This window comes from Streptomyces sp. NPDC054887 (genome assembly GCF_053610585.1).
This window is the reverse complement of sequence record NZ_JBSGYQ010000001.1, coordinates 76,508-99,556: the sequence shown is the minus strand read 5'-3', so window position 1 is coordinate 99,556 and position 23,049 is coordinate 76,508. Positions and strand designations below refer to the sequence as shown.

Here is a 23,049-nt window from a genome sequence, read left to right as displayed (position 1 = left end):
ATGACCTGTAGATGATCAGGCGGAAAGGCGCGTGCGGCCCTTGGCCCGGCGAGTCGCCAGGATGGCGCGACCGGCACGCGTCCGCATACGAAGACGGAAACCGTGGGTCTTGGCACGACGACGGTTGTTCGGCTGGAAGGTGCGCTTGCTCACTCGGGGGCTCCAGAAGTGGTGTGGTGGCGGGGCATCGCCTGGCTGTCACCGTGCGCCCACGAGGAAGCTCGCAACGCCCGTGTGCACCGCTTCACGATCACAGACCGTGATCTTTGCCCATCGGAGGCAGGCGGCAGCAGCCATCGACAACTCGACCTGGTCACGGTACGCGCGGCTACGCCATCCGGTCAAACCGACCCGTCACCCGGGTCGACTGTGCACAGGCTGTGGACAACAACTTGATGCACGCGACGACCCCCGACTACCGTGCATGAACTTGGATTCTTATCCGTTGTGTCCTTGCCTGTCCTTCCCATCCCGTCCCAAGAACCACACCTTCGTGGGACCTGTGAGAGAGCGTGCCCTGTGGCTGACGTACCTGCCGATCTTGCCGCAGTGTGGCCACGAGTGCTGGAGCATCTGCTCGGAGAGGGCCAGCAGGGCATCGAGCCCAAGGACAAACAGTGGATCGAGCGCTGCCAGCCGCTCGCACTGGTCGCCGACACGGCGCTGCTCGCCGTCCCCAACGAGTGGGGCAAGCGCGTCCTGGAGGGCCGGCTGGCGCCGCTCATCAGCGAGACGCTGAGCCGTGAGTGCGGCCGCCCGATCCGGATCGCGATCACCGTCGACGACTCGGCCGCCGAACCCGCCCCCCAGCAGCAGCCCCAGCACGAGTCGTACGACACCTACGGGCACCGCCCCCCGGCCGACGACCTGCCGACCGCCAGGCCCGCGTACCCCGACTACCGCCAGCCGCGCCACGACCAGGGCTCCTGGCCCAGGCCGCAGGACGACCACGGCTGGCAGCAGCCCCGGCTCGGCGGATTCCAGGAACGCGACCCGTACGCCACGCGGCCGCCGGAGCACGACTACCGGCAGCAGGCCCCCGAGCGCCAGCAGTACGAGCAGCCGCACTACGACCAGCCTCCGCGCCACGAACGCCACGAACGTCCCGATCGCCGCGATCACCAGGACCAGCCGGCCCCGCACCGCGGCGGCCCCGGCTCCTCGATGCAGTCCGGCGGCGCTCCCGGGCCGCTGGCCGCGCAGGCTTCGGCGCCCGGCCCCGGCGAGCCGCACGCCCGCCTCAACCCGAAGTACCTCTTCGACACCTTCGTCATCGGCTCGTCCAACCGCTTCGCCCACGCGGCCGCGGTGGCCGTGGCCGAGGCGCCGGCGAAGGCGTACAACCCGCTGTTCATCTACGGGGAGTCCGGGCTCGGCAAGACGCACCTGCTGCACGCGATCGGGCACTACGCGCGGAGCCTCTACCCCGGCACCCGGGTGCGGTACGTGAGCTCCGAGGAGTTCACCAATGAGTTCATCAACTCCATCCGCGACGGCAAGGGCGACGCGTTCCGCAAGCGCTACCGCGACGTGGACATCCTGCTCGTCGACGACATCCAGTTCCTGGCGAGCAAGGAGTCGACGCAGGAGGAGTTCTTCCACACCTTCAACACGCTCCACAACGCGAACAAGCAGATCGTGCTCTCCTCGGACCGGCCGCCCAAGCAGCTGGTGACCCTGGAGGACCGGCTGCGCAACCGGTTCGAGTGGGGTCTGACCACCGACGTACAGCCGCCGGAGCTGGAGACGCGCATCGCGATCCTCCGCAAGAAGGCGGTCCAGGAGCAGCTCAACGCCCCGCCGGAGGTACTGGAGTTCATCGCGTCCCGCATCTCCCGCAACATCCGTGAGCTGGAGGGCGCGCTGATCCGGGTGACGGCGTTCGCGTCGCTCAACCGGCAGCCGGTGGACCTCGGGCTGACCGAGATCGTCCTGAAGGACCTGATCCCGGGTGGCGAGGACGCGTCTCCTGAGATCACGGCGGGCGCCATCATGGCGGCCACCGCGGACTACTTCGGGCTGACGGTCGAGGACCTCTGCGGCTCCTCCCGCAGCCGGGTGCTGGTCACGGCGCGGCAGATCGCGATGTACCTGTGCCGGGAGCTGACGGATCTGTCGCTGCCGAAGATCGGTGCGCAGTTCGGCGGCCGGGACCATACGACCGTGATGCACGCCGACCGCAAGATCCGCGCGCTGATGGCGGAGCGGCGTTCCATCTACAACCAGGTCACCGAGCTCACGAACCGCATCAAGAACGGCTGACACGGCGCGGGGACGGCTCCGTGCCGCGCTCGCACGAGGCTCCGAAGGGCGCCCGGGGACGAACTCCCCGGGCGCCCTTCGCCGTTCGGCGCCCGGGCGGTGTTCGAATACCCGCCTTCGGGACTCCGTTCTCCACAGAACAGGGCAGGATGTTCCGTCCACACCCTGGGGACTGCGAAGTTGTCCAGATTGGGTCCACAGGGGTGGTTCCGGAGACTTCATCACCCCAGGTCAGGTGGTTGTGGATTTGTGGTCAACCTTCATCCACAGGCTGTGGACGGAAAATTTGTCCACAGGGCGCGATCTTGGTTGTCCACCGGCGGCCCACAGGCTGGGCCGCCTTGTGCACAGCTAATCCACACCCCTGTCCACTGTTCGGCAACGAAACACGCGCCCTCACCGCCGCGAGTGAAAGCGGTCACACCAAGGAGGTCGGTTGGGCTGTGGGGAACATGGGTAAAGCTGGGGACAGCGCTGGGGAGAAGTGACCCCTGCCTGTGCACCGCGTGTGTGTAACTTTCGGGCGTCCACAGAAGCACCGAGTTGTCCACCGGTTCCGCCCACAGGCGCGGTGGACAAAAAAGTGGGCCTGACCTGCGCAAACGGGGTTATCCACCGTTTCCACAGGCCCTACTACTACTCCCACTTAGAGAGAGCTCGGAATTCGCTTGGAAGAGGGGCCTGTGCACAACTCGGTCCCGGAGCCGGCGACGCCTCCCGACCCGACTTGACCCCGAGCCGCACCGACTGTCGGTGCCGTGCGTCAGACTGGTCCCCGGCAACACAGCCAGACGACCCCAGACCACGACGGCCAGCAGGGCGAGCCAGCAACAAGCAGGAGGCGGTTCCGGTGAAGATCCGGGTTGAGCGCGATGTACTCGCGGAGGCGGTGGCCTGGACGGCTCGCAGCCTTCCGGCCCGTCCGCCGGTCCCCGTTCTCGCGGGCCTTCTTCTGAAGGCGGAGGACGGCGCGCTGAGCCTCTCCGGCTTCGACTACGAGGTGTCGGCGCGGGTCTCGGTCGAGGCGGACGTGGAGGAGGACGGCACCGTCCTGGTCTCCGGCCGGCTGCTCGCCGACATCTGCCGCGCCCTGCCGAACCGTCCGGTGGAGATTTCCACAGACGGTGTACGGGCGACCGTGGTCTGCGGCTCCTCCCGGTTCACCCTCCACACCCTTCCCGTGGAGGAATACCCGGCGCTGCCGCAGATGCCGACCGCGACCGGCACCGTCCCCGGTGAGGTCTTCGCCTCCGCCGCCGCGCAGGTCGCCATCGCCGCCGGCCGCGACGACACGCTGCCGGTGCTCACGGGTGTGCGTATCGAGATCGAGGGCGACACGGTCACCCTGGCCTCCACCGACCGCTACCGCTTCGCGGTGCGCGAGTTCATGTGGAAGCCGGAGGACCCTGAGGCGTCGGCCGTGGCGCTGGTGCCCGCCAAGACGCTGCTGGACACCGCAAAGTCCCTGACCAGCGGTGACACGGTCACGCTGGCGCTGTCGAGCTCCGGTGCGGGCGAGGGTCTGATCGGTTTCGAGGGCGCGGGCCGCCGTACGACGACGCGTCTGCTCGAGGGCGACCTGCCGAAGTACCGGACGCTCTTCCCGACCGAGTTCAACTCCGTCGCGGTGATCGAGACGGCCCCGTTCGTCGAGGCCGTCAAGCGTGTGGCGCTGGTGGCCGAGCGGAACACCCCGGTGCGCCTCAGCTTCGAGCAGGGCGTGCTGATCCTGGAGGCGGGTTCGAGCGACGACGCACAGGCTGTGGAGCGGGTCGACGCGAACCTGGAGGGCGACGACATCTCGATCGCCTTCAACCCGACCTTCCTGCTCGACGGTCTGAGCGCGATCGACTCGCCGGTGGCCCAGCTGTCGTTCACGACGTCGACGAAGCCGGCGCTGCTGAGCGGCAGGCCCGCGGTGGATGCCGAGGCGGACGAGGCGTACAAGTACCTGATCATGCCGGTGCGGCTCTCGGGCTGAGGGCTGTGCCGGCCGGGCGTAGGCTCGGTCGCGGGTACGAATCGCCACGACGCTTAAGGAATCTCTGATGGAGCTCGGTCTCGTCGGCCTCGGCAAAATGGGCGGCAACATGCGTGAGCGCATCCGCCGCGCAGGCCACACCGTCATCGGTTACGACCGCAACCCGGACGTCGCGGATGTCCACAGCCTCGAGGAGCTTGTGGCCAAGCTCAAGGGCCCGCGGGTGGTGTGGGTGATGGTGCCGGCCGGTGCCGCGACCCAGTCCACGATCGACGAGCTGGCCGAGCTGCTGGAGCCGGGCGACGTGGTCGTGGACGGCGGGAACTCGCGCTGGACGGACGACGAGAAGCACGCGGTGGAGCTGGGTCTCAAGGGCATCGGCTTCGTCGACTGCGGTGTCTCGGGTGGTGTCTGGGGCCTGGAGAACGGCTACGCGCTGATGTACGGCGGCGACGCGGAGAACGTCGCCAAGGTGCAGCCGGTCTTCGACGCGCTGAAGCCCGAGGGCGATTTCGGTTCGGTGCACGCGGGCAAGGTGGGTGCCGGTCACTTCGCGAAGATGGTTCACAACGGCATCGAGTACGCCATGATGCAGGCGTACGCCGAGGGCTGGGAGCTGCTGGAGAAGGTCGACTCCGTCACGGACGTGCGTGAGGTGTTCCGGTCCTGGCAGGAGGGCACGGTCATCCGTTCCTGGCTGCTGGACCTGGCGGTCAACGCGCTGGACGACGACGAGCACCTGGAGAAGCTGCGCGGGTTCGCCGCCGATTCGGGTGAGGGTCGCTGGACGGTGGAGGCGGCGATCGACAACGCGGTGCCGCTGCCCGCGATCACCGCGTCGCTGTTCGCGCGGTTCGCGTCGCGCCAGGACGACTCTCCGCAGATGAAGATGATCGCTGCCCTGCGCAACCAGTTCGGTGGTCACGCGGTCGAGTCGACGAAGAAGTAGTTCAGAGCTGGGAGAAGGTCGGCGCACGCCATGCACGTCACGCATCTGTCGCTGGCCGACTTCCGCTCGTACGCCCGGGTCGAGGTCCCTCTCGATCCGGGCGTTTCCGTTTTCGTGGGGCAGAACGGGCAGGGCAAGACGAATCTCGTCGAGGCGGTCGGGTATCTCGCGACGCTCGGCAGTCACCGGGTGGCCTCGGACGCTCCGCTGGTGCGCATGGGTGCGGAGCGGGCGGTGGTGCGGGCCGCGGTGACGCAGGGCGAGCGGCAGCAGCTGGTGGAGCTCGAGCTGAATCCGGGCCGGGCGAATCGGGCGCGTATCAACAGGTCGTCGCAGGTCAGGCCGCGGGATGTGCTGGGGATCGTCCGGACGGTGCTGTTCGCGCCGGAGGATCTGGCGCTGGTGAAGGGTGACCCGGGTGAGCGGCGGCGGTTCCTCGACGAGCTGGTGACGGCGCGGTCCCCGCGGATGGCGGGGGTGCGGTCGGACTACGAGCGGGTGCTGAAGCAGCGGAACACGTTGTTGAAGTCGGCGGCGATGGCGCGGCGGCACGGTGGGCGGTCGATGGACATGTCGACGCTGGACGTGTGGGACCAGCATCTGGCGCAGGTGGGTGCGGAGGTGCTGGCGCAGCGGCTGGATCTGATCGCGACGCTGCGGCCGATGGCGGACAAGGCGTACGAGCAGCTGGCGCCGGGCGGGGGTCCGGTGTCGTTGGAGTACCGGAGTTCGGTCGGTGAGGGTGTCGGCGGGGCGCAGGCGCGCGAGGAGTTGTACGGACTGTTGCTGGCGGCGCTGGCGGGTGCGCGGAAGCAGGAGATCGAGCGGGGTGTGACGTTGGTGGGTCCGCATCGGGACGACCTGGTGCTGAAGCTGGGGGAGCTGCCGGCGAAGGGTTACGCGAGTCACGGGGAGTCGTGGTCGTTCGCGTTGTCGCTGCGGCTGGCTTCGTACGACTTGTTGCGTGCGGAGGGCAATGAGCCGGTGCTGGTGCTCGACGACGTGTTCGCGGAGCTGGACGCGCGGCGGCGGGAGCGGTTGGCGGAGCTGGTGGCGCCGGGTGAGCAGGTGCTGGTGACGGCGGCGGTGGACGACGACGTGCCGGGGGTGTTGTCGGGTGCGCGGTATGTGGTGTCCGGCGGCGAGGTGGCGCGGGTATGAGCGATCTGAGTGGGGCTGGTGGGATGAGCGGGGAGTCGTCCCAGGAGCCGTTGAGGGTGCCGGTGCAGGGGGTCGCGCCGGAGGCGCCGGTGTCGGCGGGGGTGGATTTGGCGCGGGTGGCGTTGCGTGCGGCGAAGGAGCAGGCGCGGGCGCGGGGTGCGGCGGCGCAGCAGCGGACGCAGGCGCGGCGTGGTGGTGGGCTGCGGTCGGGTTCGGGGGCGGACGGTCGTGATCCGTTGGCGTTGGGGGCGGCGCTGGACCGGTTGAAGACCGAGCGCGGCTGGGAGATGCCGATGGCGGTCGGCGGGGTGATGGGCCGGTGGCCGGAGATCGTGGGCGGGGATCTGGCGAAGCACTGTGTGCCGCAGCGTTATGACGAGGACGAGCGGGTTCTGACGGTGCAGTGCGATTCGACGGCTTGGGCGACGCAGTTGCGGTTGATGCAGCGGGAGCTTCTGACGCGGTTGAACGCGGATCTGGGCCGGGACACGGTGCGGATGATCAAGATCTGGGGGCCTGGTGGTCCGCCGCGTCGTTTCGGTGCGCTGAGGGCGCCGGGGAGTACGGGTCCCGGGGACACCTACGGGTGAGTAGCGGGTGCGCGCGTGAGGTGTCCCTCACGGTGATGGGTCTTGACAGCCGGAAGCGCTCAATGCCCGTGTGAGCCTCTTGGAGCCCCTTCCCGGATATGGGGAGTCGGGCGGCGCCGGTTCAGGACGGCACATGGGGACTCAGGTACCGGCAAACCCCCATGAGTGTCTGCGCTACCGGTAGACTGGTGGACAATCCCGCCGGCGTGCGGGACACGTCGACTTATACAGAACGACGCAGCCGGTCCCGTATGTCGCGGTCTCGGCTCGTGCTGTGCCAGAAAGGGCGCTTCGTGGCCGATTCCGGCGACCCCAACGAGAACATTCCGTCCACTGATGCCGGTGAGAACGGCGAGGCCGCACCGCAGGGCTCCTCGTCGTACGACGCCAGCGCGATCACCGTGCTCGAGGGTCTGGACGCGGTCCGCAAGCGACCCGGCATGTACATCGGCTCGACCGGTGAGCGTGGTCTGCACCACATGGTGCAGGAGGTCGTCGACAACTCGGTCGACGAGGCTCTGGCCGGTCATGCGGACACCATCCACGTGACGATCCTGGCCGACGGCGGTGTCCGCGTCGTCGACAACGGCCGCGGCATCCCCGTCGGCATCGTCCCGTCCGAGGGCAAGCCGGCCGTCGAGGTCGTGCTGACGGTCCTGCACGCGGGCGGCAAGTTCGGCGGTGGCGGCTATGCGGTCTCCGGCGGTCTGCACGGCGTCGGTGTCTCCGTCGTCAACGCGCTTTCCACCCGGGTTTCGGTGGAAGTCAGGACCGACGGTTACCGCTGGACGCAGGACTACAAGATGGGCGTCCCGACCGCGCCTCTCGCGCAGCACGAGGCGACCGAGGAGACCGGCACCTCGGTCACGTTCTGGTCAGACCCGGACATCTTCGAGTCGACCGAGTACTCCTTCGAGACGCTTTCGCGCCGTTTCCAGGAGATGGCGTTCCTCAACAAGGGCCTGACGATCACGCTCACGGACGAGCGCGAGTCGGCGAAGGCCACGGTGGGCGCCGACGACCCGGACGCCGAGGCGGCGGACGAGCAGCCGGCGAGGACGGTGAAGTACCACTACGAGGGCGGCATCGTCGACTTCGTGAAGTACCTCAATTCCCGCAAGGGTGAGCTGATCCACCCCACGGTCATCGACGTGGAGGCCGAGGACAAGGAGCGGATGCTCTCGGTCGAGATCGCGATGCAGTGGAACTCGCAGTACACCGAGGGTGTCTACTCGTTCGCCAACACGATCCACACCCATGAGGGCGGTACGCACGAAGAGGGCTTCCGTGCCGCGCTGACGGGTCTGGTGAACCGGTACGCGCGGGAGAAGAAGCTGCTGCGCGAGAAGGACGACAACCTCGCCGGTGAGGACATCCGCGAGGGTCTGACGGCGATCATCTCGGTGAAGCTGGGCGAGCCGCAGTTCGAGGGTCAGACGAAGACCAAGCTGGGCAACACGGAGGCGAAGACCTTCGTGCAGAAGGTGGTGCACGAGCACCTCAACGACTGGTTCGACCGCAATCCGCTGGAGGCGGCGGACATCGTCCGCAAGTCGATCCAGGCGGCCACCGCCCGTGTGGCGGCCCGCAAGGCGCGTGATCTGACGCGTCGCAAGGGTCTGCTGGAGAGTGCGTCGCTGCCGGGCAAGCTGTCCGACTGCCAGTCGAACGATCCGACGAAGTGCGAGATCTTCATCGTCGAGGGTGACTCCGCCGGTGGTTCGGCGAAGTCCGGGCGCAATCCGATGTACCAGGCGATCCTGCCGATCCGGGGCAAGATCCTGAACGTCGAGAAGGCCCGTATCGACAAGATCCTCCAGAACACCGAGGTCCAGGCGCTGATCAGTGCTTTCGGTACGGGTGTGCACGAGGACTTCGACATCGAGAAGCTCCGCTATCACAAGATCATCCTGATGGCGGACGCCGACGTCGACGGTCAGCACATCAACACGCTGCTGCTGACGTTCCTGTTCCGCTTCATGCGTCCGCTGGTCGAGGCGGGGCACGTGTACCTGTCGCGGCCGCCGCTGTTCAAGATCAAGTGGGGCCGGGACGACTTCGAGTACGCCTACTCGGACCGGGAGCGCGACGCGCTCGTGGAGCTCGGCAAGCAGAACGGCAAGCGGATCAGGGACGACTCGATCCAGCGCTTCAAGGGTCTCGGTGAGATGAACGCCGAGGAGCTGCGCATCACCACGATGGACGTGGACCACCGGGTTCTCGGCCAGGTCACCCTGGACGACGCGGCGCAGGCCGACGACCTGTTCTCGGTGCTGATGGGTGAGGACGTCGAGGCGCGGCGCTCGTTCATCCAGCGCAACGCCAAGGACGTCCGCTTCCTCGACATCTGAGCCGGTTGTGCACGCCACCAGCCGCAGCTCGAAAGGATTTTGACCAGCAATGGCCGACGAGAACACCCCTGTCCCCGTGACGCCCGAAGCGGTGCCGCCCGTCGAGGGTGTGGGCATGCGTGTCGAGCCCGTGGGGCTCGAGACGGAGATGCAGCGTTCGTATCTCGACTACGCGATGTCCGTCATCGTGTCGCGTGCGCTGCCCGACGTGCGGGACGGTCTGAAGCCCGTGCACCGCCGTGTGCTGTACGCGATGTACGACGGCGGTTACCGGCCCGAGAAGGGCTTCTACAAGTGCGCCCGTGTCGTCGGTGACGTCATGGGTACGTACCACCCGCACGGCGACTCCTCGATCTACGACGCCCTGGTCCGCCTGGCGCAGCACTGGTCGATGCGGATGCCGCTGGTGGACTCCAACGGCAACTTCGGTTCTCCGGGCAACGACCCGGCCGCGGCGATGCGGTACACCGAGTGCAAGATGATGCCGCTGGCCATGGAGATGGTCCGGGACATCGACGAGGAGACCGTCGACTTCCAGGACAACTACGACGGCCGCAACCAGGAGCCGACGGTTCTGCCGGCGCGGTTCCCGAACCTGCTGATCAACGGTTCGGCGGGTATCGCGGTCGGTATGGCCACGAACATCCCGCCGCACAACCTGCGGGAGGTGGCGGCGGGCGCGCAGTGGTTCCTGGAGAACCCGGACGCGGGTCACGAGGAGCTGCTCGACGCGCTGATGGAGCGCATCAAGGGCCCCGACTTCCCGACCGGCGCGCTGGTGGTGGGCCGCAAGGGCATCGAGGAGGCGTACCGGACGGGCCGCGGCTCGATCACGATGCGCGCGGTGGTGGCGGTCGAGGAGATCCAGAACCGCCAGTGCCTGGTGGTCACGGAGCTTCCGTACCAGACGAACCCGGACAACCTCGCGCAGAAGATCGCCGACCTGGTGAAGGACGGCAAGGTCGGCGGCATCGCGGACGTCCGTGACGAGACGTCTTCGCGAACGGGTCAGCGCCTGGTCATCGTGCTGAAGCGGGACGCGGTCGCGAAGGTCGTGCTGAACAACCTGTACAAGCACACCGACCTGCAGACGAACTTCGGCGCGAACATGCTGGCGCTGGTGGACGGTGTGCCGCGCACGCTGTCGCTGGACGCGTTCATCCGGCACTGGGTGACGCACCAGATCGAGGTCGTCGTCCGGCGTACGCGGTTCCGTCTGCGCAAGGCGGAGGAGCGGGCGCACATCCTGCGCGGTCTGCTCAAGGCGCTGGACGCGATCGACGAGGTCATCGCGCTGATCCGGCGCAGCCAGACGGTCGACGTGGCGCGTGAGGGCCTGATGGGCCTGCTGGAGATCGACGAGATCCAGGCGAACGCGATCCTGGAGATGCAGCTGCGCCGGCTGGCGGCTCTGGAGCGGCAGAAGATCGTCGCGGAGCACGACGAGCTCCAGGCGAAGATCAACGAGTACAACGCGATCCTCGCCTCGCCGCAGCGTCAGCGGCAGATCATCAGCGAGGAACTGGCCGCGATCGTCGACAAGTTCGGTGACGACCGGCGCTCCAAGCTGGTGCCCTTCGACGGTGACATGTCCATCGAGGACCTGATCGCCGAGGAGGACATCGTCGTCACGATCACGCGTGGCGGCTATGTGAAGCGTACGAAGACGGACGACTACCGGTCGCAGAAGCGCGGCGGCAAGGGCGTGCGCGGTACGAAGCTGAAGGAAGACGACATCGTCGACCACTTCTTCGTATCGACGACGCACCACTGGCTGCTGTTCTTCACGAACAAGGGCCGGGTGTACCGGGCGAAGGCGTACGAGCTGCCGGACGCCGGCCGGGACGCGCGGGGTCAGCACGTCGCGAACCTGCTCGCGTTCCAGCCGGACGAGCAGATCGCGCAGATCCTGGCGATCCGTGACTACGAGGCGGCGCCGTACCTGATCCTGGCCACCAAGGGCGGCCTGGTGAAGAAGACGTCGCTGAAGGACTACGACTCGCCGCGCTCCGGTGGTGTCATCGCGATCAACCTGCGGGAGACCGCGGACGGCGGCGACGACGAGCTGATCGGCGCGGAGCTGGTGTCGGCCGAGGACGACCTGCTGCTGGTCAGCCGGAAGGCGCAGTCGATCCGTTTCACGGCGACCGACGACGCGCTGCGTCCGATGGGCCGTGCCACGTCGGGTGTGAAGGGCATGAGCTTCCGCGAAGGCGACGAGCTGCTCTCGATGAATGTCGTGCGGGCCGGTACGTTCGTGTTCACCGCCACCGACGGCGGGTACGCGAAGCGGACCCCCGTCGACGAGTACCGGGTGCAGGGTCGCGGTGGTCTGGGCATCAAGGCCGCCAAGATCGTTGAGGACCGGGGCTCGCTGGTCGGCGCGCTGGTGGTGGAGGAGACGGACGAAATCCTCGCCATCACGCTCGGCGGTGGTGTGATCCGTACGCGAGTCAGCGAAGTCAGGGAGACGGGCCGTGACACCATGGGCGTCCAACTGATCAACCTGGGCAAGCGCGATGCCGTCGTCGGTATCGCTCGCAACGCCGAGGCCGGTCGTGAGGCCGAAGAGGTCGAGGGTCCCGAAGGGGCCGACACCGACGCGGTCGAGGGCGACGAGGTCGAGGTCACCGAATCCGCCGAGGGCGCAGCGCCTTCGGCCGGGGAGCACGAGGAGTAGAGCGTGAGTGGAGCCACGGGCGCCGGAGCGGCCGCTTCTGAATCTGGAGCACCCGGTGCCCGTGGCTCTGCCGCGGACTCCCAGGGGGGGACTGTGACGGATACGCGAGGGTCTCAGCCGCAGGGTTACGACGGGTACGGGAGCGGGCCGCTGCCGGGCGAGCGTGAGCCGCAGGGGCAGACGGCTCAGCCGTACCACCCGCCGCAGGCGTACCCGTCGCCCCAGGGCGGCCAGCAGCGGGCCGGGCAGCAGTCCGGCGCCGCCGCGGTGCGTCTGCCGCGTACGGGGGCGCGTACGACGCCGCGTACGCGCAAGGCGCGGCTGCGGGTGGCCAAGGCCGATCCGTGGTCGGTGATGAAGGTCAGCTTCCTGCTCTCCATCGCGCTGGGCATCTGCACGGTGGTGGCTGCGGCCGTGCTGTGGATGGTCATGGACGCGATGGGCGTCTTCTCGACGGTGGGCGGGACGATCAGCGAGGCGACGGGCTCCAACGAGAGCAACGGCTTCGACCTGCAGTCCTTCCTGTCGCTGCCGCGCGTCCTGATCTTCACGTCGGTCATCGCGATGATCGACGTGGTGCTGGCCACGGCGCTGGCGACGCTCGGCGCGTTCATCTACAACCTGTCGGCGGGCTTCGTTGGGGGCGTCGAGCTGACGCTCGCCGAGGACGAGTAGCGGGCCGGCGGAACCGATTTTGGTACTGCCCCAGAGGTGCGCTAATCTTCAGGGGCAGCGCGGGGCTATAGCTCAGTTGGTTAGAGCGCATCCCTGATAAGGATGAGGCCACAGGTTCAAATCCTGTTAGCCCCACCGCGGACCTGAGAAGGTCAAAGGCCCGGCAGATCGAAAGATCTGCCGGGCCTTCTGCTGTGTGGCCCGCGTCAGTTGGGCACGGGTATCTAGGTCACCGATCGGTATCGGTCGGTGTGTATAGTCGGGCGCCAAAGGTCTCCTACGTCAAGGAAAGACGAGGTCGCGCGGTGAAGAAGCTTCTCCTGGTCGCACTGGCCGCCATCGGCGGGCTCCTCGTGTACCGCCAGATCCAGGCGGATCGCGCCGAGCAGGATCTGTGGACGGAGGCGACTGACTCCGTGCCCGCAGGTTCGGGTGTGTGAGACCCAGTAGGTCCCGTACTGGCCCCGGTCGCTGAAGCGGTCGGGGCTTTGTGCTGCCCGGGGGCCGAACGGGTTGTGGTGGGTCGTCGCCGGACCGTGACGGTGCCTTGCTTGAGTTCTCCACGAGCAAATTATTGGGTTGCTTAGGCAAAGTCGAGGGCGGTGGCGCAGACAGCGCCGGGGCCGTCGGGGCAGGATGGACCGGCGGGACGACAGGGGGTGGCGCGTGATGAGGCAGCGCGGCAGGGGCAGGGTGGCGCCGGCCGTGGTGGCGGCGCTGTGCGCGGCGGCGGTGCTTCCGGCGCAGGCGCGCGCCGCGGACGAGCCCGGTGCGTACGCCTTCGAGCCGACGGCGAGGACGGTCGAGGGGACGGCGGACACCACCGACGCGCCCCCGCTGGCCCGGGGTGGGACGTACCGCGACGCGATCGGGCCGGGCGGCGAACTCTTCTACCGCGTGGAGCTCGACGCCGCGTCCCACGCCTATGTGTCGGTGACGGCCGTGCCCCGGCCGGGGACGAAGGTCTCGTACGACGACGAGCTCGAGGTGACGCTCCAGGATCGCGACGGCGACTCGTGCGCCCGCGACAGCGTCCGGTTCGGCTCGGCCGAGTTCCCCCGGCCGATCGGGACCTACGCCCACCGGACCATTGAGGACGGCGCCTCCTGCCAGCAGGCGGACCGGTACTACGTCCTGATCGAGCGGACCGGCGCCGGCACCTCGTCGGGGGACCCCTGGGAGCTGGAGATCCGGCACGTGACCGAACCCGGTGTACGGGCGGGCGGCGCGAGCGAGGCGCCGCGGGACTGGCCGAGCGGCGTCCCCGCGCCGCCCGGGGGCGAGGCACGGGACCGCAGGGGCGGAACGGGTTTCCACAGTGCGACCGGGCTGGAGCGCGGCGAGTGGCGGGACGCGATCAGGCCGGGCGAGACGCTGTTCTACAAGGTGCCCGTCGACTGGGGTCAGCAGCTCTTCGCCAGTGCGGACCTCGGCAGCGCGGCGGGCGACGGGCAGGTGTCCCACGCGCTGACGATGGCGCTGCACAACCCGGCGCGGGGTCTGGTCGACAGCGCGCGTGCCGTGTCGTACGACGGCAGGCAGAAGTCGGCGGAACTGGATCCGCTGCCTCCGGTGGCGTACGGGAACCGCTTCGACTCCTCCGACGCCGTCAACGGCATGCGGTTCGCCGGCTGGTACTACCTGAGGGTCAGTCTGAGCCCCGAGGTCGAGGAGGAGTTCGGGCCGGGGGCGCTCGAGCTCTCGCTGCGGCTGGACGTCACGGGCGACAGGGGGAAGGGCGCGCCCGCGTACGCCGGGCCCGCCGGTGACTTCCAGGTCACCGACGAGGACCTGAGCGCGGCCCGCGAGGGGCAGGACGCGTCCGCCGCGGCGAAGAGCGACACGATGCGGCTGGTGGCGGCCGGCGGGATCGGGGCAGGCACTGTGCTGGTGCTCGGGCTCGGGGTGTGGACGCTCGTGGCCCGCCGGCGGGCGGCGGGGGCGCCGAGGGGCGGTTCGGGGGGCGGCTCTGGGAGTGGTCCCGGTGGCGGTCCAGGAGCGGCGATCGGCTCTGCGCGGGACGTACGGGACGGCGGGACGTCGCCTGCGCGGTATGGGCCGCCGGCCGCCCGGTAGGGGCCCTGCCCTGTGGAGGGGCCAGCTCCGGATGGGTTCCGGGGCGGCTCGGAATCGGCTCCGGATCGGTCTGGGACGGCTCGGAGGTGCTGCGGAGGTGGGTCGGGGGCGGTTCTGGCGTAGCGGGAGTCAGGTCTGGGTCAGTGCCCAGAAGCCCACCGCGAAGCACACCAGGGCCAGCAGCAACACCGGGATCGTCACCTTCGGGGGCGGTCCCGGCCGCTTGCGGCGGGTCTGAACGGGGGCGTGAGGGCCGCCCGGGACCGTGGGGGCCTGCGGATCGGGGACCTCCGGGACCTGGGCGGTGTACGGGCGGGTGAGGGCCTGTTCGTGATCCGTCGCCGCCCACGGCCCCTGGAAGGGGTACCGCTGAGCGCCGGGAGAGGAGGCGGGCGCTTGCGCGGGCGGGTGGGCGTAGGTGGGGGGCGTCGGCGGCTGTTCCGGGGGCGGAGGGCGCCGGGGCGGTGGCGCGAGGTGGAAATCGCCGGTCCGGGCGGGTGGAAACCGTGAGGACTGCTCGTCGAGGGACGCCGGATCCGAGGTGCGCGACTGCTGGGACGGGTACGACGGTTCGGACGGCTGAGCCTGCTGGGACGGGTGCGCGTACGCGTGTGGCGGCTCGGGCGGGGGCGACGGCTGTTGTACGGAGTCGGGGTGCGGGCCGGAGCGAGAATGCGGGCCGACGCGCGGAGGGTGCGCCGGGGCCCCGGGCTGGAGCTGCGGGCCGGTGCCGTGCGGTGGGGTTCCCTGGGTGCCGTGCCGGGGTTGCCCCGGCGGCTGCGGGGGAAGCGGGTGGCCCGGTAGGTGGCGCAGGAGGCCCGGGGCGGTCGTGGTGGGCCCGTCCGGGCCGAAACCGGGCGGGAGCGGGCCGATCTGGTCGAAGACCTCCACCGGTTCGTCGGCGGGTCCCGGCTCCGGCAGCATCTCGACGGCGGCCGTCAGCGCCTTGCGCGCGCCCGTCGCCGTACGGAACCTGGCCTGCGGATCCGGCTGGAGCAGCCCGGCGACGACCTGCCACAGCGGTTCCGGTATGCCCTGGGGGGCGCCCGGTGTGCCGTATCTGGCGAAGTGCTCCACCAGTGCCTGGGCGTCCGGCTTCTGACCCTGGACCAGGTACAGGGCGACCAGGCCGACGGCGAACAGGTCGGCCGGGAAGTCCGGCTCCGCGCCCATCAGCTGCTCGGGGGCGAAGTATCCCGGCGTACCCACGACGTAGTCGGTCTCGGTGAGCCGGGGCTCGCCCTTGCGCATCGAGATGCCGAAGTCCGACAGCCGCAGGTGCGGCCGGCCGGTTCCGGTGGCTTCCAGCAGGACGTTGGCCGGTTTGATGTCACGGTGCACGACGCCCTCCGCGTGGACGGCGGTCAGACCGGCGAGGAGCTGGTCGAGGAGGGTGCACACGAAGCGGGGAGGCAGCGGGCCGTAGTCGCCGATCAGGTGGGCCAGCGAACCGCCGCCGACCAGGTCCATGGTGAACAGCACCTTGTCGTCGTCCGCGGCCCAGCTGGCCGGGGCGAGGACGTGGGGGTGGTCGATCCGTACGGCCTGCTCGCGCACGAAACGCAGCAGCGTGTGCGCGTCGCTCTGCTGGAGCACCTTGGCGGCCACGTAACGGCGCCTGCGGTGGTCCCAGGCCCGCCAGACCGCGCCGACGCCCCCGCGACCGATCGGGTCGACCAGCTCGTACCGTCCGGCGAAGACCTCACCCATGCGCTGTGTCCGCTCCCCCGTCCGCGTGCGTCAGCTCTGGTGCGCCTCGTAGTGGGCCACCGCGTCCGCGGTGCGCCCGGCTCCGTAGACCCGCAGGAACTCCGCCAGTTCGGGATGGGTCGGGGCGAGCGTGTCCGCCGCGTCCATGATGTCGCCGGCCGCCGCCACCGAACGCAGCAGTGACTGGATCTCGCGCACCACGCGCCGCACGGTCGGCGCTCCGGAACTGGCCGTCGTCTGGCTGGTGTTGTTCAGCACGGAGCCGCCCTGGGACTTCTTGATCTCTTCCATACGGTCGGTGGCCTCGGCGGCGCTGACGCTGCCGTCGGCGACCTGCCCGGCGAGGTCCTGGAGCGCCTGGACGCGCTGCACCACGGCCGGGTTGCCGATCTTGGCGCGCTGGCCGCTCATCAGCTGGGAGAGCATGGGCGCGGACAGGCCGAGCACCGCGGCGAGTCTGGCCTGATTCAGCCCCAGGTCGTCGATCAGCCGGCGGAACAGCGCCCCCAACGGCTCCCCGTACCAACTGCGCTGAAGCTCTCTGGCTCTGGCCGTCGACTCCTGCTGCGCTGCGTCCATTGCGTCTCCCCTTCGCTGCTGCGAACCTCGCCGAGCATCTTACGGAGAGTGGTCGCGGACCGGGAGTCCCAATCCTTTTGCAGGATCAGGGGGGTCACCCGGTACTCTGTTCTGCGGCGGTGGCCACGGTACGGTCCGACCGGTCGCCTCCACCCGTTTCGGGGCCTTAGCTCAGTTGGTAGAGCGCTGCCTTTGCAAGGCAGATGTCAGGAGTTCGAATCTCCTAGGCTCCACACGCAGATGCCCCTCTGGCCTGTTTCCGCAGGTCAGAGGGGCATCTTTTTTGCTTCGTTCGCATCGTTCGCCGCTACGGGGAGCTTCCCCCTGTTCCGCCCGTCGGGCGGTCACAGAGCGGCGTCGCGGGCGAGCAGTGCCGCCTGCACCCGGTTCTCGCAGCCGAGCTTGGCGAGGATGCGGCTGACGTACGTCTTCACCGTGGCCTCGCTCATGTGCAGCCGTCGGCCCGCGTCCGCGTTCGACAGGCCCTCGCCGAGCAGTGCGAGGACGTCGCGCTCCCGCGCGCTGAGGGCGGTGACCAGGCGCCGCGCCTCCTCGGCGCGGGCGGGGGCCCGGCCCGAGGCGAGCCGCTCCACCACGTGCCGGGTCGCGCCCGGCGACAGGTAGGCGTCTCCGGCCGCTGCGGCCCGCACCGCCCCGATCAGTTCGGCCGGCGCGGTGTCCTTCAGCAGGAATCCCGCGCCGCCGCTCTCCAGGGCCCGCAGGACGTTCTCGCGCTCGCCGAACGTCGTCAGGACGATCACGCGTGCCGCGGGCGCCGCCCGGCCGAGCTCGGCGAGTGCGGTGAGGCCGTCCATCACGGGCATCTGGAGGTCGAGCAGGACGACGTCCGGCGCGTGGACGCGCGCCAGCTCCACCGCCTCGCGGCCGTTCCCCGCCTCCGCCACGACCTCGATGGTCCGGTCCGAGGTGAGGATCATGCGGATCCCCGCCCGGATGAGGGGCTCGTCGTCCGCGATCACGACTCTGATGTGCGCAACCGTCACGCTTGCTCCCCCGCTGCCGCTCACCTAGTGCACGACGTCGTACGACTTCTTCTCGATCAGCTTGCCGTCCCGGAAGCAGAAGCGGAACACCGGCTCCGCCGCCAGGCTGCCGCCGGTCTCCGAGGATGCCAGGACCAGGCACGCCGACCCTTCGGGCCGCTCGGGACCGCCTTCCTCCAGGCCCTGCGTCATGAAGGAATCGCCGTCCGGGAGGCCGGCGCGGACCTCCTTCTCCGCCGAGCCGACCTTCACCGCCTCGTAGTCGCTCGGCTCGATCATGCCCCGCTCCGCCGATCCGGCCAGGAAGAACAGGGCGAAGCCGCCCGCCACGACCAGCAGCACCAGGGCCGCCACCGCGATGCCGCAGCCCAGTGCGACCCCGCTGCTCCTGCTTCCGCGTCCACCACTCATCGCCAGCTCCCTCTGCACAGCGGTCCAGTCCATGACCTGACCACCGTTGCCGACCGGGACCGTCGCGGACTGCTGCCGGAAGTCGTCCTCCGCGTCGACCAAAGACGCCCCGCCCTTGCCCGGGGGCAGGCCGTCGGCGCCGTACGGCAGGACGCCCGCGACTCGGAACCCTCCTGCGTCGGTGCGCCCCGCGTGGACCATGCCGCCGACGAGCCGGGCCCGCTCCCGCAGGCCCGTCAGGCCCTGCCCGCCGCTGACGACGTCGCCGGGGTCCGCCGGGGCCGGGCCGTTCGCGATCTCCACCACCAGGGAGTCCGGTTCGTACCGCAGCTCGACGGTGATGGGGGCTCCCGGCGCGTGCTTGTACGCGTTGGTCAGCGCCTCCTGCACGATCCTGTACGCCGCGTGGTCGGCTGCCGCCGCGAGGGGCCGGCGCCCGCCGGTGCACCGCAGCTCGACGGTGTTCCCGGCCGCCCGGGCCGCCGCGACCAGGCCGTCGACGCCGGCGGCCCCGCGCGCCGCCGGGTGCGGGTCCTCGGCGGGCGGCGGACCCGGGGCGGCCCCCGCGTCGTCGCGCTCGACGCCGTCCCGCAGGATGCCGACGACCTCGCGCAGTTCGTGCATCGCGGCCACCGAGGCGTCGCGCAGTACGCCGACCCCTTCGCGCTGTCGGTCCGTCAGCGCGGGGTCGACCTCCAGGGCGCCCGTGTGCACGGAGATCAGCGCCAGCTGGTGGCCCAGGCTGTCGTGCATGTCCTGGGCGATGCGCTGGCGTTCGCGCAGGCGTGCCTGGCCGGCCACCATGGCCCGCTCGCGCAGCAGTTGGGCGTTGTGCTCCTGGAGGGCGTGCAGCAGCGTGCGGCGCTGGGTCCAGTAGCGGCTGGCCAGACCGGGCACGACCGTCGTCGCGAGGAAGTACAGGGTGCTGAACATGACGATCATCAGCGGGGAGAAGCGCGGCAGCTCGGAGATCGTGCCGACGACGATGTTCAGGACGCAGGAGGCGGTGAACGCCGCCAGCGCTCGGCCGGCTCCCGGGATGCGGCGGCCGGCGGACCATCCCGCCACGACGAGCAGCGGCCCGAAGCCGGCCAGTTCCCCCGCCGCACCGCCGGAGACCACCAGGACCGTCGCCGGCAGCCGGCGGCGCAGCAGCGACAGCACGGCGACGGCGACGGCCGTGGCGGCCTGCACGGGGCCCGAACTGCCCAACAGCTCCTGTGTGCCGGCCGCCAGCAGGGCCAGCACGGCCGCCAGCACGCTCTCGCCCGCGATCCGGCGGGCCGGCCAGGGCTCCGGGCCGGCCAGCCACTGCCGTCCGGCCCTGATCTTCGAAGACACGTCCACGGGCGCACTCTAGGCAGCGCCCCGAGGGGGCCGCCGCACACTTTCGTCGCGGCCCGCGGCTACGAAAGAGAACGCGGACGTGGAGACGGGCACAGCGAACGCGCGGACGCGGACGCGAAGACGGGTTCAGCGAACGCGCGGACGCGGACGCGAAGACGGGCGCCGGAAGACCCGAAGGTCTCCCGGCGCCCGTCCGTACCGCCGTCCGTGCCGCTGACGCCTGCGCCCCGACGTCAGTCGTTCTTCTTGTCGCGCTCCGCGGCCTCGGCCTCCGCCTCGGCCTGCTTGGCCTGGACCTCCGGGTCCAGCACCTGACCGCTGCCGTCGACCGAGGTCAGCGGCGCACGGTCGGACACCTCGGTGGCGGCCGGGGGCTCGACCAGCCAGTCCGGGTTCGCCTGCTTGTCCCACCACTTCCACGCCGCGAAGGCGCCGCCCGCCAGCACGCCGAACACGGCGATGCCCTTGGCCACGCGGCCCGCCCTGGCCCGCCGCTCGTGCTTCTTGACGAGCTTGCGGAGCTCCTTGGCGGTGATCTGCCCGCGCAGGGCGGCCACGGCGGCCGCACTGCGTGCGGCGGCCTGTTCGGCCACGGGCTGCGCGGCGGCCATCGCCTGCTCGACGCGCGGCACGGTGTAGTCGGCGGCCTGCCGGGCGGCGTGCCGGGTGCGTACCGCGGCGCGGTGCGCGGCCACGTCGACCTTCGGGGGCACGTGAGTACGGGCCTGCTCTATGCGCGGCGCCACATGTGCGCCGTACTGGACACGGGCCTGGTGAGCGGCCGCGGAAACCTTCGGTGCGAGCCGTACGCGGGCGTCGTGCGCATATTGCGTGGCCTGTTCCTTGGCCGTACCGGCGTAGGGCGCCACCACTTCCGCGGCGTGCAGCACGCTTTCCTTCGCCGATTCGGATGCGGCGCGCACGCTGTCGATGCGGGTCACTGGATCCTCCTCCTTGGTGGCGGTTCGGTATATCGCCTGTCCACCCATTTCGAAATCATGCCCGCCGTGGGCAGACACGGCACGTGCGGACGGGCATCCGGGTCATGGGCGGCGACTGGGGCGATCTGTGGGGCTCTCGGGGCAAGGCGGTGCAAGAAGACCTCGCGCACGACCATGCCACGATTCGGCCCGCCGCGTGGCGGTTCGGCGGCTACTCGCCGCAAACACGGCGTGGGAGGATCGGAAGAAGCGTCAGCGAAGACTTATGGAAGGCAGAACGTGGCCGATCAGCTTTACGCCACCCTGAAGACCAGCCGGGGCGACATCGAGATCCGGCTCCTGCCGAATCACGCCCCGAAGACGGTCAGGAACTTCGTGGAACTCGCCCAGGGTGAGCGGGAGTGGACGAACCCCGAAACGGGGCACAAGACCACCGAGCGGCTGTACGACGGCACCGTCTTCCACCGCGTCATCGGCGACTTCATGATCCAGGGCGGGGACCCGCTGGGCAACGGCACCGGCGGCCCGGGATACGAGTTCAAGGACGAGTTCCACCCCGACCTCGCCTTCGACCGGCCGTACCTGCTGGCGATGGCCAACGCGGGGCCGGGCACGAACGGCTCGCAGTTTTTCATCACCGTGTCGCCCACGATGTGGCTGACGGGCAAGCACACCATCTTCGGCGAGGTGGTGGACCCCGCGAGCCGCAAGACCGTGGACGCCATCGTGGCCACCCCGACCAACCCGCGCACCGCTCGTCCGCTCACCGACGTCGTCATCGAGTCGGTCGTCGTGGAGACCCGCTGAGACCGCCGTGTTCGGGGGCGGGCCCGCCCGCCGGGAACCAAACCGCCCCGCCCGTCCGTACTGGAGAGGCGGGGCGGTGCGGTGAACCGCCCCGCCAAGAGGCACACCTAGGGATCTGGGGACGGACCGATGGATCACTGCTACCGGCACCCGGACCGGGAGACGGGCATCCGCTGCACCCGCTGCGAACGCCCGGTCTGCCCGGAGTGCATGATCAGCGCGTCGGTCGGCTTCCAGTGCCCCGACTGCGTCCGCGAGGGCTCGGGCACGGGCCACGCCCCGGGCGCGAGCCGGCCGCGCACGCTCGCGGGCGGCACGGTCGCCGCCGATCCGCGGCTGGTCACCAAGATCCTGCTGGCGATCAACGTGGCGCTGTTCGTCGCGGTCCTCGCCCGCGAGAGCCTCGCCCGTGATCTCGACCTCGTCGGACTCGCGATCAGCCGGGACCTCCAGGTCGTGGGGGTCGCGGACGGCGAGTGGTACCGCCTGGTCACGGCGATGTTCCTGCATCAGGAGTTCTGGCACGTCGGGTTCAACATGCTGCTCCTGTGGTGGCTCGGCGGCCCGCTCGAAGCAGTGCTGGGCCGGGGCCGGTACCTGGCGCTGTACCTGCTGTCCGGCCTCGCCGGCAGCGCGCTCACCTATCTCCTGGCCGCCCCGAACCAGCCGTCGCTCGGCGCCTCGGGTGCGATCTACGGGCTCTTCGGCGCGACCGTGGTCCTCATGCGGCGCATGAACCAGGACATGCGGCCGATCCTGGTCCTGCTGGGCCTGAACCTGGTCCTGACGTTCGCGTTGAGCGGCATCGCGTGGGAGGCCCACGTGGGCGGTCTCGTCGCCGGCACGCTCATCGCCGTCGCCATGGTCCACGCCCCGCGCGAGCGCCGGGCGCTGGTGCAGTACGGCACCTGCGGGCTCGTCCTGCTGGCCACGGCCGGGCTCGTCGTGGCCCGTACGGCGATGCTCACCTGAGCGGTGGGAGCGGCGATTGCGCGCAAGTTGTCCACAGCGATCGCGGTGCGCTGTGCATTCAGGTGGAACGTGGGGGAACAGCTGTGCCCCTCGTCGCTGAACTGGCTTTTTCCCAGTCCGAACAAGGGGCAGGCCGTGTCTTCCGAAAGGTCCCGGCAGTCACACCGGCGTCAACACCCTGTGAGTTATCCACAGATCGTCTGACCTTTCCCCACCGTGTGGACAACGCTGTGGATAACCTCTGGTCAGAGGTTGCGCGGCGCGGCTACTTCCACTGTGTGGAGACGCCGAAGCCGGCGGCGATGAAGCCGAAGCCGACCACGATGTTCCAGTTGTCCAGGCTCTGGACCGGCAGGTCGCCCTCGGTCACGTAGAAGACGACGATCCAGGCGAGACCGATGAGGAAGAGCGCCAGCATCACCGGGGCCACCCAGCTGCGGTTCGTCAGCCTGATGGCCGTCGCCTGCTTCGAAGGCGCCGGCGGCGGCGTGAAGTCTGACTTCTTGCGGATACGTGACTTCGGCACGAGGGACTCTCCTGTCGATGCGCTGCG

General features: G+C 69.8%; 19 protein-coding genes and 2 tRNA genes. 14 read left to right on the top strand and 7 right to left on the bottom strand.

The annotated features are described in order from the left end of the window. Window positions 1–15: 15 nt before the first annotated feature. On the bottom strand, window positions 16–153 hold the full coding sequence (rpmH, locus tag ACWGH0_RS00455; RefSeq protein ID WP_019707372.1) for a 50S ribosomal protein L34: 138 nt from the start codon (window positions 151–153) through the stop codon (window positions 16–18). A gap of 366 nt (window positions 154–519) precedes the next feature. Here rpmH and dnaA point away from each other — a divergent pair, with 366 nt between their 5' ends. The 11 genes from dnaA to ACWGH0_RS00400 all read left to right on the top strand — a co-directional run bounded on the left by dnaA (window position 520) and on the right by ACWGH0_RS00400 (window position 14,725). Then, complete coding sequence (dnaA, locus tag ACWGH0_RS00450) at window positions 520–2,262, top strand: chromosomal replication initiator protein DnaA (protein WP_453401880.1); 1,743 nt, start codon at window positions 520–522, stop codon at window positions 2,260–2,262. 850 nt (window positions 2,263–3,112) lie between these two features. After that, window positions 3,113–4,243: a DNA polymerase III subunit beta gene (gene dnaN, locus ACWGH0_RS00445; protein ID WP_453401879.1), complete on the top strand. Its 1,131-nt coding sequence runs from the start codon at window positions 3,113–3,115 to the stop codon at window positions 4,241–4,243. Between the two features lie 67 nt (window positions 4,244–4,310). Then, window positions 4,311–5,192 (top strand): phosphogluconate dehydrogenase (NAD(+)-dependent, decarboxylating), encoded by an 882-nt coding sequence (gene gnd, locus ACWGH0_RS00440; protein ID WP_453401878.1) that lies wholly within the window; start codon window positions 4,311–4,313, stop codon window positions 5,190–5,192. 30 nt (window positions 5,193–5,222) lie between these two features. After that, a complete protein-coding gene (gene recF, locus ACWGH0_RS00435; RefSeq protein ID WP_453401877.1) occupies window positions 5,223–6,353 on the top strand; it encodes a DNA replication/repair protein RecF in 1,131 nt (376 codons plus the stop codon). 23 nt (window positions 6,354–6,376) lie between these two features. Beyond that, a complete protein-coding gene (locus tag ACWGH0_RS00430; RefSeq protein WP_453402052.1) occupies window positions 6,377–6,943 on the top strand; it encodes a DUF721 domain-containing protein in 567 nt (188 codons plus the stop codon). 251 nt (window positions 6,944–7,194) lie between these two features. After that, window positions 7,195–9,294 (top strand): DNA topoisomerase (ATP-hydrolyzing) subunit B, encoded by a 2,100-nt coding sequence (gene gyrB / locus ACWGH0_RS00425; protein ID WP_453401876.1) that lies wholly within the window; start codon window positions 7,195–7,197, stop codon window positions 9,292–9,294. A 49-nt stretch (window positions 9,295–9,343) separates the two neighbouring features. Further along, entirely contained in the window at window positions 9,344–11,974 is a 2,631-nt protein-coding gene (gene gyrA / locus ACWGH0_RS00420; protein ID WP_453401875.1) for a DNA gyrase subunit A, read from the top strand. 93 nt (window positions 11,975–12,067) lie between these two features. Next, on the top strand, window positions 12,068–12,649 hold the full coding sequence (locus tag ACWGH0_RS00415) for a DUF3566 domain-containing protein (protein WP_453401874.1): 582 nt from the start codon (window positions 12,068–12,070) through the stop codon (window positions 12,647–12,649). Between the two features lie 61 nt (window positions 12,650–12,710). Continuing rightward, window positions 12,711–12,784 (top strand) — tRNA-Ile (locus ACWGH0_RS00410). Between the two features lie 170 nt (window positions 12,785–12,954). After that, the gene (locus tag ACWGH0_RS00405; protein WP_003958712.1) at window positions 12,955–13,089 is read left to right on the top strand and encodes a DLW-39 family protein; all 135 of its coding nucleotides are present in this window, start codon (window positions 12,955–12,957) and stop codon (window positions 13,087–13,089) included. A 229-nt stretch (window positions 13,090–13,318) separates the two neighbouring features. Continuing rightward, window positions 13,319–14,725, top strand: a complete 1,407-nt coding sequence (locus ACWGH0_RS00400; RefSeq protein WP_453402051.1) for a hypothetical protein — start codon at window positions 13,319–13,321, stop codon at window positions 14,723–14,725. 129 nt (window positions 14,726–14,854) lie between these two features. Here ACWGH0_RS00400 and ACWGH0_RS00395 read toward each other — a convergent pair whose 3' ends face one another. Together ACWGH0_RS00395 and ACWGH0_RS00390 are read right to left on the bottom strand one after the other, a co-directional pair. Continuing rightward, a complete protein-coding gene (locus ACWGH0_RS00395) occupies window positions 14,855–16,435 on the bottom strand; it encodes a serine/threonine protein kinase (protein ID WP_453401873.1) in 1,581 nt (526 codons plus the stop codon). A gap of 30 nt (window positions 16,436–16,465) precedes the next feature. Beyond that, a complete protein-coding gene (locus ACWGH0_RS00390; RefSeq protein ID WP_453401872.1) occupies window positions 16,466–17,014 on the bottom strand; it encodes a helix-turn-helix domain-containing protein in 549 nt (182 codons plus the stop codon). Between the two features lie 160 nt (window positions 17,015–17,174). Here ACWGH0_RS00390 and ACWGH0_RS00385 point away from each other — a divergent pair. Continuing rightward, window positions 17,175–17,247, top strand: a tRNA-Ala gene (locus tag ACWGH0_RS00385). 111 nt (window positions 17,248–17,358) lie between these two features. On the opposite strand, the gene ACWGH0_RS00380 is transcribed toward ACWGH0_RS00385, so the two are convergent. The 3 genes from ACWGH0_RS00380 to ACWGH0_RS00370 form a co-directional block, all read right to left on the bottom strand. Next, a complete protein-coding gene (locus ACWGH0_RS00380; RefSeq protein WP_453401871.1) occupies window positions 17,359–18,018 on the bottom strand; it encodes a response regulator in 660 nt (219 codons plus the stop codon). Between the two features lie 24 nt (window positions 18,019–18,042). Further along, window positions 18,043–19,776 (bottom strand): sensor histidine kinase, encoded by a 1,734-nt coding sequence (locus tag ACWGH0_RS00375; protein WP_453401870.1) that lies wholly within the window; start codon window positions 19,774–19,776, stop codon window positions 18,043–18,045. 233 nt (window positions 19,777–20,009) lie between these two features. Then, entirely contained in the window at window positions 20,010–20,717 is a 708-nt protein-coding gene (locus ACWGH0_RS00370; protein WP_453401869.1) for a DUF5324 family protein, read from the bottom strand. Between the two features lie 279 nt (window positions 20,718–20,996). Between ACWGH0_RS00370 and ACWGH0_RS00365 the strand changes: the two genes are divergently transcribed. Next, window positions 20,997–21,524: a peptidylprolyl isomerase gene (locus ACWGH0_RS00365; RefSeq protein WP_453401868.1), complete on the top strand. Its 528-nt coding sequence runs from the start codon at window positions 20,997–20,999 to the stop codon at window positions 21,522–21,524. Between the two features lie 129 nt (window positions 21,525–21,653). Continuing rightward, the gene (locus ACWGH0_RS00360; protein ID WP_453401867.1) at window positions 21,654–22,496 is read left to right on the top strand and encodes a rhomboid family intramembrane serine protease; all 843 of its coding nucleotides are present in this window, start codon (window positions 21,654–21,656) and stop codon (window positions 22,494–22,496) included. A 265-nt stretch (window positions 22,497–22,761) separates the two neighbouring features. Here ACWGH0_RS00360 and crgA read toward each other — a convergent pair whose 3' ends face one another. Next, on the bottom strand, window positions 22,762–23,022 hold the full coding sequence (crgA, locus tag ACWGH0_RS00355) for a cell division protein CrgA (protein WP_138898454.1): 261 nt from the start codon (window positions 23,020–23,022) through the stop codon (window positions 22,762–22,764). Window positions 23,023–23,049 lie beyond the last annotated feature (27 nt).